Consider the following 13,156-nt stretch of genomic DNA (forward strand, 5'->3'; position numbering starts at 1 on the left):
GAACCCTCGACCCCAACCTTGGCAAGGTTGTGCTCTACCCCTGAGCTACGCCCGCATTGCCAGTTCGGCCCCGCCTTGCGGCGGCTATATTCGGAAGATGGAGCGGGCGAAGGGATTCGAACCCTCGACCCCAACCTTGGCAAGGTTGTGCTCTACCCCTGAGCTACGCCCGCCCATTTCCGAGTTCCGCCAGGTGCCCCCCGGCGGTGAGCGCGGAATATAGCCATCAAAGTTGGGCATGCAAGGACTTTTTTGCCCCGCCTGTCGGATTTTTTCGCACCCGCACCCCGGCACCTTGCGCATGGCCGCCCTCGGGAGGTTTGCGGCCATGGCCTTGCCGCTCTATATAACGGCATGCACGGGTGGTCGGTATCGCCCGCCCGTGGCCCCTTCCTTATTCGACCAGGAACGACAAGACCCATGTTCCCGACCACGCCCGCCCCCACCGGCCCCAAGCCCGCCAGCGATCTGATCAAGGACGGCAGCGACGCCGGCTTCATGGCCGACGTCATCGAGGCGTCGCGCGACGTTCCCGTCATCGTCGATTTCTGGGCCACCTGGTGCGGCCCCTGCAAGACGCTGGGCCCCATCCTGGAAAAGGCCGTCACGGCCGCCAAGGGGGCCGTGAAGCTTGTGAAGATCGACACGGACAAGAATCCGGCCGTGGCCGGGCAGCTTCGCGTGCAGTCGATCCCCACCGTCTATGCCTTCTTCCAGGGCCGCCCCGTGGACGGGTTCCAGGGCGCCCTGCCGGAAAGCCAGATCAAGACCTTCATCGAACGGCTGGTGAAGCTGTCCGGCGGCGCGCCGGGCGGGCTGGACATCGCCGCCATCCTGGCCGAGGCCAAGCAGGCGCTGGATGAAGGCGATGCCCAGGGTGCCGCCGGCATCTATCAGGAAGTGCTGGCCGAGGAGCCGGAGAATGCCGCCGCCTATGCCGGCGTCATCCGCTGCCTGCTGGCCGTGGGCGAAACCGATGCCGCCAAGGGCATGCTGGCCGACGCGCCGGCCGCCATCGCCAAGTCAGCCGACCTGGCTGCCATCAAGTCGCAGATGGAACTGGCCGAACAGGCGGCCAAGGCCGGCCCGCTGCATGATCTGAAGGCGGCCGTGGACGCCGACCCGGCCAACAACCAGGCCCGCTACGATTACGCCCTGGCCCTGTTCGCCGCCGGCCGCAACGAGGATACGGTGGAAGCGCTGCTGGAGATCGTGCGTCGCGACCGTGAATGGAACGAGAAGGCGGCCCGCACCCAGCTGCTGAAAGTGTTCGAGGCGCTGGGCCCGACCGACAAGCTGGTGATCCAGGGTCGCCGCAAACTCTCCTCGCTTCTCTTCTCATGAGCCAGAACCCGTTCGACCTCTCGACCGATGACCTGCCGGAGACCATCCCCGTCTTTCCGCTGACGGGGGTGTTGCTGCTGCCGCGGGGCAAGCTGCCGCTGAACATCTTCGAACTGCGCTACCTGAACATGGTGCAGGATGCGCTGGCGACGAACCGTCTGATCGGCATGATCCAGCCCCGCGATCCGGTCGCGGCGCCGAACCCGCCCTTGTTCGATATCGGCTGTGCCGGCCGCATCACCAGTTTCACCGAAACCGATGACGGCCGGTTCCTGATCACCCTGACCGGTGTCAGCCGGTTCAGGATACGGTCGGAAATGGCGACGACGCGCGGGTACCGCCGCATTGTTGCCGATTGGTCGGACTTCGCCGCCGATCTGGCCGAGGATGCACCCTGCGGCCTTGATCGGGAACGGCTGGATCAGGCACTGCGCGGCTATTTCCGGCAGCAGGGCATCTCCGCCAACTGGGACAGCATTGCCCAGGCGCCGCTGGACCGGCTGGTCACGTCGCTGGCCATGATCTGCCCCTTCGACGCGCCGGAGAAGCAGGCCCTGCTGGAAAGCCCCGACCTGAACACGCGGGCGGCCTTGCTGCTGGCCCTGGTGGAAATGGCGGTGCATCAGGCCGGTGGCGAGGGCGATGGTGGCCTGCGCCATTGAACAGATGACGATCGAGACGACTCCAAAGGAACCATGATGACCGACACCCCCGCCGCCGATACCCCCCTGCCCGACAGCGCCCGCGTCGATCCGCGCCTGCTGGAGATTCTGGTCTGTCCGCTGACCAAGGGGCCGCTGCGTTATGACGCCGCTGCACAGGAACTGATCTCCGACGAGGCCGGCCTGGCCTATCCCATCCGCGACGGCATCCCCATCATGCTGGTGGATGAGGCACGCCGACTGGACAGCGCCGCCTGACATGGCCGAGGAACGTTTCGTCAGCGAGGCCGAGGGGACCCGCCACTGGCCCACGGAACTGCGCCTGAACCGGGCGGAGCGCCTGCTGGTCGTCAGCTTCGATGATGGCAGCCGCTTCGACCTGCCGGCCGAATATCTGCGCGTGGAAAGCCCGTCGGCCGAGGTGCAGGGCCATTCGCCGGCACAGCGGCAATGGCTGGGCGGCAAAAGCGGCGTTGCCATCACCGGGGTTGAGCCAGTCGGCAACTATGCTGTGCGCCTGACCTTCGATGACGGGCATGACAGCGGCATCTACAGCTGGTCGCTGCTGTACCGGCTGGGCCATGACCACGACGCGATCTGGGCCACCTATCTGGCCGAACTGGCCGTGCGCGGGATGGCACGCTGACCCGCCCAGGCCGGTGCGGCGTCTAAAAGTTAAAAAGTCGCTAAAATCCACCGCCTGCTCTTGAAGCCGTTTGCTCTGTCCCCCGCAGTTGCGTAGCATTTGATGGAAATTGCCCACCGGCATCCCGGTGGTGCCGGGGCGGGTGCGGACGGTCCATGACGGACGGAATGGTCGAAGCGGAACAGCAGCAGGTGGCGGTCGCCCGGCCGCCGGCCGCGTCTGTCGGCCCGGTCGATGAACTGGCCGAGGCGGATTACCCCATCCTGCCCGAATCGTCGCTGGTCGGCCCGCTTGATCTTTATGGTCTGGCCGAACAGGTGCTGGTCGCCGAACGGCATCTGGAAACCGTGCGCGATCCCGTGCAGCGCCTGCTGCTGCTGACGACGCTGGCCTGGTACAACCGGCAGCGCGACACCCGCCTGTCGCTGGAGATGGTGGCGGACGCCATGGGCCTGCTGCCGCATGCCACGGGCGCCAACGAGCGGGAGCTGCGCCGGTTGACGGCGCGCCTGCTGCTGATCAAGGCGGAGGGCAAGGCCCTGTTCGCCGAACTGGACCAGGCAGAGGGCCTGCTGGAAAGCGCCCGGCACACGTTCAGCCAGATCGGCGATCTGCTGGGCGAGGGTGACGCCCTGATGACGGAGGGGCTGCTGGCCCTGGACCGGGGCCAGACGCGGCGGCGCATCCAGGCCCACCGCAAGGCGCATGCGCTTTACCTGCGCGCCGGCGACAGCATGCGCCAGCAGATTGCCCAGGCCTGGATCGCGCGCGACGCCCTGTTCAGCGATGCGGTGGCGGCAGAGGCGGAATTCGGGCCGCTGCTGCCGGCGGGGCCGCTGCTGGAACATCCGGGCCTGGATGCAGTCGCTGCCTATTTCCATGGCGGCCTGTGCTTCGCCCGTGGTGATTTCATGAAGGCGCTGCGCCATTACCAGCGCGGCTGCGACCAGGCCGTACTGGCCGGGCAGATGCGTCTGGCGGTGCTGCTGGCCGGTAATGTCGGTGCTGCCTATGCCAACCTGAATGATTATGTCAGCGAGTTCCTGTGGCGGGAGCGGGCGCACAGCCTGGCGCGCGGCACGGGCTGGCCTGCCGCCGTGGGTCAGTGCCTGCGCGGCATGGGCGACACGCTGCGCCGATTGCAGCAGACGGGCAGGGCCCGGCATCTGCTGCTGGAGGCGCTGGAATGGCTGGCCCCGTTCGGCCGTACCCGCAATCACGCCATCGCCTGCCAGTATCTGGGCAGTCTGGAGATGGATGTCGGCAATGCCGCTGCCGGGTTGCATTGGTTCGACGAGTTGGCGGCGGTTGCCGACGATCTGGAACAGTCTGACCTGCTGGCGGAGGCGCAGAGCGGCCGCGCCCGTGCGCTGGCCGCCCTGGGCCGGCGGGACGCGGCGCTGGACGCCGCCGACCGCGCCCTGGCCCTGGTCCGTGCCCGTTCCGATCGCTGGCGGGAAATCGATGTGCTGCGGGCCCTGGCGGATATTCATCGCCGCTTTCCGGACCTGCCCCCACCCGACGGCACGGATGACGGGGCCGACCCGGTCATCCATCTGCTGACCCGCGCCCTGGAACTGGCCGAGTCGATCGAGGGGTACAGCGCACCTGCCGATCTGCTGGCGGCCCTGTCGGACGCGTATGAGGCGACGGGAGATCTGGCCCAGGCGCTGCATTGGGAGCGACGGGCCGGCAAGGCGCGTGGCGTCATCCACAGCCGGGAGGTCAGCGACCGCCTGCTGGCCATGCAGGCGGGATTCGAGACGGAGCGGCTGAAGGCCGAGGGGGAGTTTCACCGCAATCTGGCCGAGGCAGAGGCGGCCCGCGCCGCCGCCCTGCACGAGGCGACGCAGACTTTGGAACTGCTGGGCCGCATCGGCCAGCAGATCACAGCGACGCTGGATGCCGACGCGGTGTCGCACGTCCTGCACCGCCATGTCGGCAGCCTGCTGGAGGTGGACGCCTTCACCATCTATCTGCTGGATGATGCGGGGGAACGGCTGGATCTGCGCTATGGGGTGGAGGGGAACAAGCCGCTGCCGCCATTCAGCCGTCTGCTGTCCGATCCCGTCTCACTAGCTGCCCGGTGCGCGCGCGATCGGGAAGAGATGCTGATCCTGCGGCGTGCCAGCGACCAGATGGCCCCGTCGCATATTCCCGGCACACGCTTCATGCGGACCTTGCTGCTGTCGCCGCTGCTGGTCGGGTCCCGGCTGCTGGGCGTCATGTCGGTGCAGTCGGAACAGGACAATGCCTATGGCGAGCGGGAGAAGCTGATCTTCCGCACGCTGTCCGCCTATGGCGCCATCGCCCTGTCAAACGCCATCGCCTATGCCAAGGTGGACAGCACCCTGTCGGAACTGCGCAGCACGCAGTCAAGGCTGGTGCAGCAGGAAAAGCATGCCTCCCTGGGCCAGCTGGTGGCCGGCATCGCGCATGAGATCAACACGCCCCTGGGTGTGGCCTTCACCATGTCTACGCATTTGCAGAGCGAGCGGGACGAGATCGCATCGGCCTTCGCGGGCGGGCAGCTGAAGCGTCTGGCCCTGGAACAGTTCCTGGAAAAGCTGGACGAGGGTTTCCGCATCCTGACCGGCAACCTGGAACGCGCCGCCGATCTGGTGCGCAGCTTCAAGCAGGTGTCGGCTGACCGCAGCAGCGAGGCGGTGCGCACCGTCGACCTGACATCCTATGTCGCCGATGTGATGAAAAGCCTGGAGCCCATGGTGCGGCAGCGGCGGGTCGCCATCAGTATCGATGGGCCCGCCGGCCTGAACATCACGACATTGCCGGGCCTGTTGGCGCAGGTGGTCAGCAATCTGGTGCAGAACGCCATCGTCCACGGCTTCAACGGTACGGAGCGGCCGGAAATCCGCATCCATGTGCAGCGGGAGGGGGCCAACCATATCCGCCTGTCCATCGCCGACAACGGTACCGGCATGGATGCCGCCGTCCTGGCCCGCGCCTTCGATCCGTTCTTCACCACCAAACGCGACAGTGGCGGCACGGGTTTGGGCCTGCATATCGTGCATAATCTGGTGACGGGGCCCTTGCAGGGCACCATTGACCTGTCCAGCGAGCCGGGGGCGGGTACCCGCTTCGACATCACCCTGCCGGAGGATGTGCGGGCGGATTGAGGTGGGGGGTCCCTTCCACCCACACTTCATGCACCGACAGATCGGCATCCAGCAGCACCAGATCGGCACGGCAGCCCGCGGCCAGACGACCGACACGTTCCGACAGGCCCAGGAATTCCGCCGGGTACAGGCTTGCCATGCGCAAGGCCTCAGCCAGATCGACACCCAGCAGGTGGACCGCGTTGCGCACCGACTGGCCCATGTCGATATCGGCCCCGGCCAGGGTGCCGTCATCGGTGACCAGACGCCCGTCGCGGCGATGGATGGTGGCGCCATAGAGCGTGAAGCTGACCGCGTCCGTGCCCGTGGGCGGCATGGCGTCGGTGACCAGCATCAGCTTGCCGCGCGGTTTGGTGGCCAGCGCCAGCCGCAGAAGATCGGGATGCACATGCACCCCGTCGACGATGATGCCGCACCAGCTGTCGGGGTCGGTCATGGCCGCAAAGGCAATGCCCGGTTCCCGGTTGGCGATGGGCGGCATGGCGTTGAACAGGTGGGTGAAACCGCGCAGGCCCGCCGCCAGGGCCGCGCGTGTGCGGCCCAGCCCGGCGGCAGAATGGGCACCGGCCAGGATCAGCCCCGCGGCGGCCAGCCGGCTGATGGCCGCATCTTCCACCTGTTCGGGCGCCAGCGAAAGTACCGCGCGCCCGCGCTGATCGAACAGCGCCGGCAATGTGCATAGCCAGTCCAGATCGGCGGCGGTCGGGGTGCGGATGAAGCGCGCATCATGCACCCCGCGGCGGGTGGGGGCCAGGAAGGGCCCCTCCAGATGCACCCCCAGCACGCCGCTGCCCGGCAGCTGTGCCGCCATTGCCGCGGCTTCCGCGCCCTGGATCATGCAGTCCATATCATCGGTGATGATGGTGGGCAGCAGGCTGGTGGTGCCGAAGCGGCGATGGGCGGCGGCGATGGCCAGGGCCCCTGCCACCGTCGGACTGTCATTGAACAGTACGCCGCCGCCGCCATTCACCTGAGTATCGATGAAACCGGGGGCCAGCAGACCGTCCGGCGGCAGCGACCGGCGGGCCACCCCCGCCGGTGCTGCCCCTTCCGGCATCACGGCCCGGATATGGCCGTCCTCCAGCAGCAGGGCATGGCCGTCCAGGAAGTCATCGCCGGTGAAGATCCGGGCGCCGGTCAGCAGGGTTTGCATCGGTATCGGTCCTTCGCCGGGATCAGAGGGTCTCTGTGACCTTGCGCAGATTGGGCGGTACGTCCGGGTCCAGGCCCCGGTCGCGGGCGATGCGGTGGATGGCCAGATAGAAGCTTTCCACGGCCGTCAGCGGCGCCAGCTCCGGTGGCTGTCCGGCCAGGCTGGGCAGGGCGATGGTGCCGGGGATGGTGGCATCGGTGGACAGGACCGGCCCACCCAGCGATACCATGCGGGCAATGGCGGCGCGCGTCGGTTCCAGCGTCGCATCGGGCTGCGTCACCGCCAGCACGGGGAAGTCCGGGCCGACCAGGGCCAGGGGGCCATGGATGACTTCCGCCGCACTGAAGGCTTCGGCATGCAACCGGCTGGTTTCCTTGCATTTCAGGGCCATCTCCATCGCGGCCCCGCTGCCGATGCCGCGTGCGATCACATAAAGGCCGCGGGCCGACACCAGGGTGCGCAGGGCGGGATACCAGTCCAGCGCACAGGCGCGCGCCAGCCAGTCGGGTGCGGCCGCCGCCATGGCGCGCAGATTGGCATCGTCGCGCCATGCAGCCACCAGTTGCAGGAAGGCGAGCGCGGAGGTCAAGTAGCTCTTGGTTGCCGCCACCGACAGTTCCGGCCCGGCGCAGAGCGGGATAGGGAACTCCACCGCCTGGAACAGCGGCGATGTCTCATCATTGACGAAGGCCACCGTGATGGCTCCCTCCCGCCGCGCCTGCTCGGTCAGGCGCAGCAGGTCGGGGCTGCGGCCGGACTGGCTGACGGCGATGAACAGGGCGCCCTTGACGTGCAGCGGCGTGTTGTACAGCGACACGACCGACGGCCCGACAGAGGCCACGGGCACGCCCAGATGGGTTTCGATCAGGTATTTGCCATAGGTGGCGGCATGGTCGCTGCTGCCCCGCGCGCAGGTGACGACCAGGGGCACGTCGCGGTCGCGCAGATGCCGGCCCAGGGCGGCGAAGGCATCGGCCGTGCGTTCCAGCTGCCGGCGGGCGGCATCGGGGGTTTCGGCGGCTTCCCGCGCCATGGCGGTATCAAGCGGAAGGGCGGTCATGCGAGGGTTCCTTCAAACGGGGCCAGGGCGCGGCGGGCCAGCAGGATGCCGCCTTCCAGCGCGTCACCCCGGGGCGTGGTGAGCAGGCCCGCTGCGTCGGCGGGCAGATGCGGGGACAGCGGGCCCGACAGCCCGCCCAGAAAACAGATGGCCGGCGCGCCCAGTGCGGCCATGCGCCGGACATAGCGGGCCAGGGCATCGGCGGCACGGCGGCGGATATCCAGCCCTACCACGTCACCGGCCTCTGCCGCGCGCAGCACGGTGGGGCAGAAGCTGCCATAATCGCCGGGTCGGGCGCCGCCCACCCAGGCGACGATGTCACTGGGGCTGCCGCCCAGCCGTTCCAGGATCTGGGAGGTGAGCGCCGTGCGCGGGCCGATGCCGTCATGGGCGTGGAGCGCGCTCCGGATGGCTTCCCGCCCGATCCAGGCGCCGCTGCCTTCGTCCGATACTTCGAACCCCCAGCCGCCCAGACCCTGGCCGCGACCGCCCACCAGCAGATAGGCGGCACTGCCCGTGCCGGCGATCAGGATGCCGCCATCACCTCCGGCAAAGGCGCCAAGGCAGGCGGTATAGCCGTCGCTTTCCGCCGCGATGGCGCGGAAGCGGACGGGGGCGGCCGCGATCATGGATGCCGCATCGGCGGCGTGGGTGATCCCCGCCAGACCCAGGCCGATGGCGGATGCCGGCAGGGCCGTTCGGTCCAGCCCCGCCTGGCCCAAGGCCGCGTCGATGGCGGCCAGGATGCTGTCCCAGGCCTGGTCCAGGCCCAGGCGGATATTGGCCGGCCCGCCCAGCCCTTCACCCAGCAGCGATCCGTGCGGCCCGCGCAGCCGGGCGCGGCAGCGGGTGCCACCCCCGTCGATCCCGATGAAATAGCTCATGATCCCGTCGATCCGTCCGCCGCTGTACCAGTTCCCCCTGTGCGGGCCTTGCCGGAAGGGGGCGGTTGATGTCTCTTTCTGGCGGACCCTTTCACGGATCTCGCCATGGATTTGCTCGTCAAGCTCTACGACCTGCCCACCATTCCGCCGCTGCCCGGCATCACCATCCGTCCCGCCCTGGCCCCGGAGCGGGAGCCGCTGCTGGACTGGGTGGAAGCCCGATTCGGCCGGGGCTGGCGCGGCGAAGTGGCCGGGGCCTTCGGCACCTGTCCCGTGCGCTGCCAGATCGCGGTGGAGGACCGGCGCATCCTGGGCTTCGCCTGCTGGGATGTGACGGCCAAGGGCCTGTTCGGTCCCACCGGTGTGGACGAGGCGGCCAGGGGCCGGGGCGTGGGCAAGGCCCTGTTGCTGTCCGCCCTCTGGTCCCTGCGCCATGCCGGCTATGCCTATGCCGTCATTGGCGGGGCGGGGCCGGTTGAATTCTACCGCGCCGCCTGTGGGGCCGAACCCATTCCAGGGTCGGAGCCGGGCCTGTACCGGGGGCTGCTGCCCGCGGGTTGAGGGCGGGCGATTGATCTTGCGCATGCCCTGTGCCCCTCACGCCGCCTGCGCGATGCGCCGGGCCAGATGGCCGGGGCCGACCGGTTCCAGATCGCCCGGCGACAGCGACAGTTCGCGCACCCGTGCGGCTTCCAACCCGATGCGATGGGCGCCGCCCAGCGGCCGGTCCAGTTCCGGCACGGCGGCCAGCAGCAGCCTTGTATAGGGATGCTGCGGATTGTCGATGACGGCGGCAGTCGGCCCCATCTCCACGATGCGGCCGCGATAGAGGACTGCCGTGTGTTCGGCCACGCTGCGCGCCGTGGCGATGTCATGGGTGATGTAAAGCAGGGCAATGCCCTGTTCGGCCTTCAGCCGGCGGAAACTGTCCAGCACCCCCTTGCGGATGGACACGTCCAGCATGGAGGTTGGTTCATCGGCAATGACGATGCGCGGGCCCACGGCCAGGGCGCGGGCCAGATTCACCCGCTGACGCTGCCCGCCCGACAGTTCGTGCGGGAATTTGGCCATGGTGACGTCCGGGTCCAGTTCCACCTTGTTCAACAGGTCGGCCACGGCATCGCGCCGGGCGGCCCGCGACAGGTCCGGCCGGTGCAGGGCCAGCGGCCGGGTCAGGTGATGTTCCACATCATGGGCGGGGTTCAGGGCCGCGAAAGGGTCCTGGAACACCATCTGCACCGCGCGGCGGTAATCCAGCAGGGCGTCCCGGCCCCGCAGCCGCGTCACGTCGCGGCCGTCGAACAGGATCTGCCCGGATGTGGGCTGCAGGACATGGGTCAACAGCTTGGCGCAGGTGCTTTTGCCCGATCCGCTTTCCCCGACCAGGGCCAGGGCGCTGCCGGCCGACAGGGAGAAGCTGACATGGTCCAGGGCGCGGAAACGGGCGCCGGGGAAATCCATGCACAGGTCGCGCACCGCCAGAACGGTCGTCATCGCGGCACCTCCGCGCTTGGGGTGGATTTTGGATGCAGGGCGGGGATGCTGTCCCACAGCCGGGCGGTATAGGGATGGGCCGGGTTGGCGCCCATCGCCCCCGGCGGCCCCATTTCCACCAGCTCGCCCTTCAGCATGATGCCGACGCGGTCGCAGAACTGGCTCATCAAGGCCAGATCATGGGTGATGAACAGGATGGCGAAGCCGAAGCGGGCCTTCAGTTCCGCCACTTCCTCCAGGATTTCCCGCTGCACCACCACGTCGAGCGCCGTCGTCGGCTCATCCATGATCACCAGCTTGGGCCGCAGGGCCAGCGCCATGGCGATGACCAGGCGCTGACGCATGCCGCCGCTGAACTGATGCGGGTAATCGCGCAGACGGTCGGCCTGGATGCCCACCAGCTTCAGCTGCGCTTCGCTGCGGTCGCGGATTTCCGCCTTGTTGCGGATGCCATGGGTGCGGAACAAGTCGGCAAACTGCGCCTCCACCGTCAGCAGCGGGTTCAGGGCGTTCATCGCGCTTTGCAGGACCAGCGACAGGTCGCGCCAGCGCCAGGACCGCAGCTTGTCACCCTTCAGCCCAAGCACATCCACCCCGTCCAAATGCACCGATCCGCCCGTGATGAAGGCCGGCGGCCGGTGCAGGCGGGCGACGGCGAAGGCGACCGTGCTTTTGCCCGATCCGCTTTCCCCAGCCAGGCCCAGCACCTCACCGGGGGCGACATCGAAGCTGACCTTGTTCACGGCGCGGACCAGCCGGTCGCCCGATGCGTAATCGACACACAGGTCGCGCACTTGCAGCAGGGCGGTCATGCCGCACCTCCCGTCCGGCCGCCAAGCGCCGCCGCCAGCACCTTTTTCGGAATGCGCAGGGTGCGCAGGCGGGGATTGGCAATCTCATCCAGGGCGAAATTCACCAGCGACAGGGCGCTGCCGAACAGGATCAGCGCCACGCACGGGGCCGCGATCTCCCACCACGCCCCCACCTGCAGGGCCGATGTGGTCTGCGCATGGTAGAGCAGCACGCCCCAGCTGACCGACAAGGGGTCGCCCAGCCCCAGATATTCCAGCGTCGCCTCCGTCACCACGGCGTACAGCACGCTGCCGATGAAGTTGAAGCCGATGATGCTGGTCAGGTTGGGCAGCAGTTCCACGGCGATGATGCGCCAGGACGGCTCCCCGATCAGTTCGGCCGCCTTCACATAGTCGCGTTCGCGCAGGGACAGGGTCTGGGCCCGCACCACCCGCGCCCCCCAGCCCCAGGCCGTGCAGCCGATGATGCCGGCGATGACCAGGGGCCCCGCCTGACCGATGAAGGCGGCCAGGACCAGCATCAAGGGCAGGTTGGGGATGACCAGTACGATGTTGGTCAGCAGGTTCAGGCCTTCATCCACCTTGCCGCCGAAATAGCCGGCAGTGACGCCGACGCCGACACCGATGATGGTGACCACCAGCCCGGCGCCAAAGCCCACGGCCAGCGACATGCGCGTGCCGTGCAGCGTCTGGCTCAACACATCGCGGCCCATGCGGGTGGTGCCCAGCACATGTTCGGCGCTGGGGGCCTGATGCGGGCGGCCCACGCGTTCATTGACCTTGGCCGGTGCGATCAGCGGGGCCAGCGCGCCCAGCGCCAGGAACAGGGCGACGATGACGGCGCCGAAGGCGGCCTTGGGATTGGTGATCAGGGTGGTCCAGAAACGGGCCATGGTCATGCCCTCCGCAGACGGGGATCAAGGGCCAGGCAGATCAGGTCGGCCGCGAAATTGGCGGCCAGCATGGCGCAGGTCATCAACATCAACTGCCCCTGGATCAGCGGGTAGTCGCGCGCCGTGATGCCCTGGTAGAGCGTGTAGCCCAGGCCCGGATAGTTGAAGACCACCTCCGTCACCAGGGCGCCGCCGAAGACAGAACCCAGGGTCATGGCGAAGCTGGTCACTGTGGGCAGCATGGCGTTGCGGGCGGCATAGGCCAGGCGCAGGCGCCGGTCGTCCAGCCCCTTGGCCGTGCCCAGCGTGATGTAATCCTCGCCCAGCAGGTTGATCATGCTGTTGCGCATGGTGATCAGGTAGCCGCCGACCTGGGCCAGCGCCAGGGTGCCCACGGGCAGCACGGCATGGGAAATGACGGACCCGGTGAATTCCCAGGTCCAGCCGGGGTCCAGCAGCGGGAACCAGGCGTATCCCGTGGGCAGCCAGCGAAGCTGCACCGCGAACAGGGCCAGGGCCAGCAGAGAGGTGACCAGCGGCGGCACGGCCTGCAGCATCACCGCACCGGGGGCGCCCACGCTGTCGAACCGCCCGCCCCGGCGCCAGGCGGCATGGATGCCGCCCAGCGTGCCGACCGTGAAGGCCAGCAGGGAGGAGAAGACCACCAGCAGCAGCGTCCAGGGCAGGGCGCGCAGCAGCACTTCGTTCACGCTCAACGGGTGGAACTTCACCGACAGGCCCAGGTCCCAGGTGAAGACCGATCCCAGATAGCGCAGATACTGCACAGGCAGCGGCGCATCCAGGAAGCCGAAGGTCGCCTTCAGCGCCTCCAGGCTTTCCGGGGGCAGCGCCGTGCCGGCCTGGGCGAACATCACGTCCACCGGGTTGCCCGGCATCAGCCGGGGCAGCATGAAGTTGAAGGACGCGGCCACCAGGAAGGCGGCGATGTAGAACGCGACCCTTCGCAACAGGAACGCCATCGGTACAATCCCCCTGAACAAGGCAAGGAAGGGGCATTCGAGCCCCGGAGGCCGGGGATCGGCGGAAAGACGGATCGGGAAATCAGGTGCG

At 68.2% G+C, this 13,156-nt stretch carries 13 protein-coding genes and 1 tRNA gene; 6 read left to right on the forward strand and 8 right to left on the reverse strand.

Annotation, left to right across the window (positions count from 1 at the left end; translation table 11 throughout):
* Positions 1-98 precede the first annotated feature (98 nt).
* Positions 99-173: transfer RNA gene (locus ACODTW_RS21235), tRNA-Gly, on the reverse strand.
* Positions 174-420: 247 nt separating this feature from the next.
* Between ACODTW_RS21235 and trxA the strand changes: the two genes are divergently transcribed.
* The 5 genes from trxA to ACODTW_RS21260 all read left to right on the forward strand — a co-directional run bounded on the left by trxA (position 421) and on the right by ACODTW_RS21260 (position 5,789).
* A complete protein-coding gene (trxA, locus tag ACODTW_RS21240; protein ID WP_488948083.1) occupies positions 421-1,344 on the forward strand; it encodes a thioredoxin in 924 nt (307 codons plus the stop codon).
* On the forward strand, positions 1,341-2,006 hold the full coding sequence (locus ACODTW_RS21245) for an LON peptidase substrate-binding domain-containing protein (protein ID WP_488948084.1): 666 nt from the start codon (positions 1,341-1,343) through the stop codon (positions 2,004-2,006). The genes trxA and ACODTW_RS21245 overlap by 4 nt, the downstream gene beginning before the upstream one ends.
* A gap of 36 nt (positions 2,007-2,042) precedes the next feature.
* A complete protein-coding gene (locus tag ACODTW_RS21250; protein WP_488948085.1) occupies positions 2,043-2,264 on the forward strand; it encodes a Trm112 family protein in 222 nt (73 codons plus the stop codon).
* Between the two features lies 1 nt (position 2,265).
* Positions 2,266-2,652: a gamma-butyrobetaine hydroxylase family protein gene (locus tag ACODTW_RS21255; protein ID WP_488948086.1), complete on the forward strand. Its 387-nt coding sequence runs from the start codon at positions 2,266-2,268 to the stop codon at positions 2,650-2,652.
* Between the two features lie 155 nt (positions 2,653-2,807).
* A complete protein-coding gene (locus tag ACODTW_RS21260; RefSeq protein ID WP_488948087.1) occupies positions 2,808-5,789 on the forward strand; it encodes an ATP-binding protein in 2,982 nt (993 codons plus the stop codon).
* Here ACODTW_RS21260 and nagA read toward each other — a convergent pair.
* The 3 genes from nagA to ACODTW_RS21275 are packed head-to-tail and all read right to left on the reverse strand — an operon-like array spanning position 5,758 to position 8,886.
* Positions 5,758-6,942 carry an N-acetylglucosamine-6-phosphate deacetylase gene (nagA, locus tag ACODTW_RS21265; RefSeq protein WP_488948088.1) on the reverse strand — a complete coding sequence of 395 codons (1,185 nt, stop codon included), beginning with the start codon at positions 6,940-6,942 and terminating at the stop codon, positions 5,758-5,760. The genes ACODTW_RS21260 and nagA overlap by 32 nt on opposite strands.
* A 22-nt stretch (positions 6,943-6,964) precedes the next feature.
* Complete coding sequence (locus ACODTW_RS21270) at positions 6,965-8,002, reverse strand: SIS domain-containing protein (protein WP_488948089.1); 1,038 nt, start codon at positions 8,000-8,002, stop codon at positions 6,965-6,967.
* Positions 7,999-8,886 (reverse strand): glucosamine kinase nucleotide-binding domain-containing protein, encoded by an 888-nt coding sequence (locus tag ACODTW_RS21275; RefSeq protein WP_488948090.1) that lies wholly within the window; start codon positions 8,884-8,886, stop codon positions 7,999-8,001. The genes ACODTW_RS21270 and ACODTW_RS21275 overlap by 4 nt, the downstream gene beginning before the upstream one ends.
* A 105-nt stretch (positions 8,887-8,991) precedes the next feature.
* Between ACODTW_RS21275 and ACODTW_RS21280 the strand changes: the two genes are divergently transcribed.
* Positions 8,992-9,447: a GNAT family N-acetyltransferase gene (locus ACODTW_RS21280; RefSeq protein ID WP_488948091.1), complete on the forward strand. Its 456-nt coding sequence runs from the start codon at positions 8,992-8,994 to the stop codon at positions 9,445-9,447.
* 36 nt (positions 9,448-9,483) lie between these two features.
* Here the strand turns inward: ACODTW_RS21280 and ACODTW_RS21285 are convergent, their stop codons facing one another.
* The 4 genes from ACODTW_RS21285 to ACODTW_RS21300 are packed head-to-tail and all read right to left on the reverse strand — an operon-like array spanning position 9,484 to position 13,065.
* Positions 9,484-10,380: an ABC transporter ATP-binding protein gene (locus ACODTW_RS21285; protein WP_488948092.1), complete on the reverse strand. Its 897-nt coding sequence runs from the start codon at positions 10,378-10,380 to the stop codon at positions 9,484-9,486.
* Positions 10,377-11,192: an ABC transporter ATP-binding protein gene (locus ACODTW_RS21290; RefSeq protein WP_488948093.1), complete on the reverse strand. Its 816-nt coding sequence runs from the start codon at positions 11,190-11,192 to the stop codon at positions 10,377-10,379. The genes ACODTW_RS21285 and ACODTW_RS21290 overlap by 4 nt, the downstream gene beginning before the upstream one ends.
* Positions 11,189-12,085 (reverse strand): ABC transporter permease, encoded by an 897-nt coding sequence (locus ACODTW_RS21295; RefSeq protein WP_488948094.1) that lies wholly within the window; start codon positions 12,083-12,085, stop codon positions 11,189-11,191. Before ACODTW_RS21295 ends, ACODTW_RS21290 begins: the two co-directional genes overlap by 4 nt.
* Positions 12,086-12,087: 2 nt before the next feature.
* Complete coding sequence (locus tag ACODTW_RS21300) at positions 12,088-13,065, reverse strand: ABC transporter permease (RefSeq protein ID WP_488948095.1); 978 nt, start codon at positions 13,063-13,065, stop codon at positions 12,088-12,090.
* Positions 13,066-13,156: the final 91 nt, after the last annotated feature.

The sequence above is a fragment of the Niveispirillum sp. FG148 genome, from assembly GCF_057809655.1.

What these genes read in the sequence shown, in the direction of transcription:
- ACODTW_RS21275 (WP_488948090.1), bottom strand. Translation starts at nt 8,886, where the DNA reads ATGAGCTATTTCATCGGGATCGACGGGGGTGGCACCCGCTGCCGCGCC.
- ACODTW_RS21250 (WP_488948085.1), top strand. Translation starts at nt 2,043, where the DNA reads ATGACCGACACCCCCGCCGCCGATACCCCCCTGCCCGACAGCGCCCGC.
- ACODTW_RS21255 (WP_488948086.1), top strand. Translation starts at nt 2,266, where the DNA reads ATGGCCGAGGAACGTTTCGTCAGCGAGGCCGAGGGGACCCGCCACTGG.
- trxA (WP_488948083.1), top strand. Translation starts at nt 421, where the DNA reads ATGTTCCCGACCACGCCCGCCCCCACCGGCCCCAAGCCCGCCAGCGAT.
- ACODTW_RS21280 (WP_488948091.1), top strand. Translation starts at nt 8,992, where the DNA reads ATGGATTTGCTCGTCAAGCTCTACGACCTGCCCACCATTCCGCCGCTG.
- ACODTW_RS21300 (WP_488948095.1), bottom strand. Translation starts at nt 13,065, where the DNA reads ATGGCGTTCCTGTTGCGAAGGGTCGCGTTCTACATCGCCGCCTTCCTG.
- ACODTW_RS21260 (WP_488948087.1), top strand. Translation starts at nt 2,808, where the DNA reads ATGACGGACGGAATGGTCGAAGCGGAACAGCAGCAGGTGGCGGTCGCC.
- nagA (WP_488948088.1), bottom strand. Translation starts at nt 6,942, where the DNA reads ATGCAAACCCTGCTGACCGGCGCCCGGATCTTCACCGGCGATGACTTC.
- ACODTW_RS21290 (WP_488948093.1), bottom strand. Translation starts at nt 11,192, where the DNA reads ATGACCGCCCTGCTGCAAGTGCGCGACCTGTGTGTCGATTACGCATCG.
- ACODTW_RS21285 (WP_488948092.1), bottom strand. Translation starts at nt 10,380, where the DNA reads ATGACGACCGTTCTGGCGGTGCGCGACCTGTGCATGGATTTCCCCGGC.
- ACODTW_RS21245 (WP_488948084.1), top strand. Translation starts at nt 1,341, where the DNA reads ATGAGCCAGAACCCGTTCGACCTCTCGACCGATGACCTGCCGGAGACC.
- ACODTW_RS21295 (WP_488948094.1), bottom strand. Translation starts at nt 12,085, where the DNA reads ATGGCCCGTTTCTGGACCACCCTGATCACCAATCCCAAGGCCGCCTTC.
- ACODTW_RS21270 (WP_488948089.1), bottom strand. Translation starts at nt 8,002, where the DNA reads ATGACCGCCCTTCCGCTTGATACCGCCATGGCGCGGGAAGCCGCCGAA.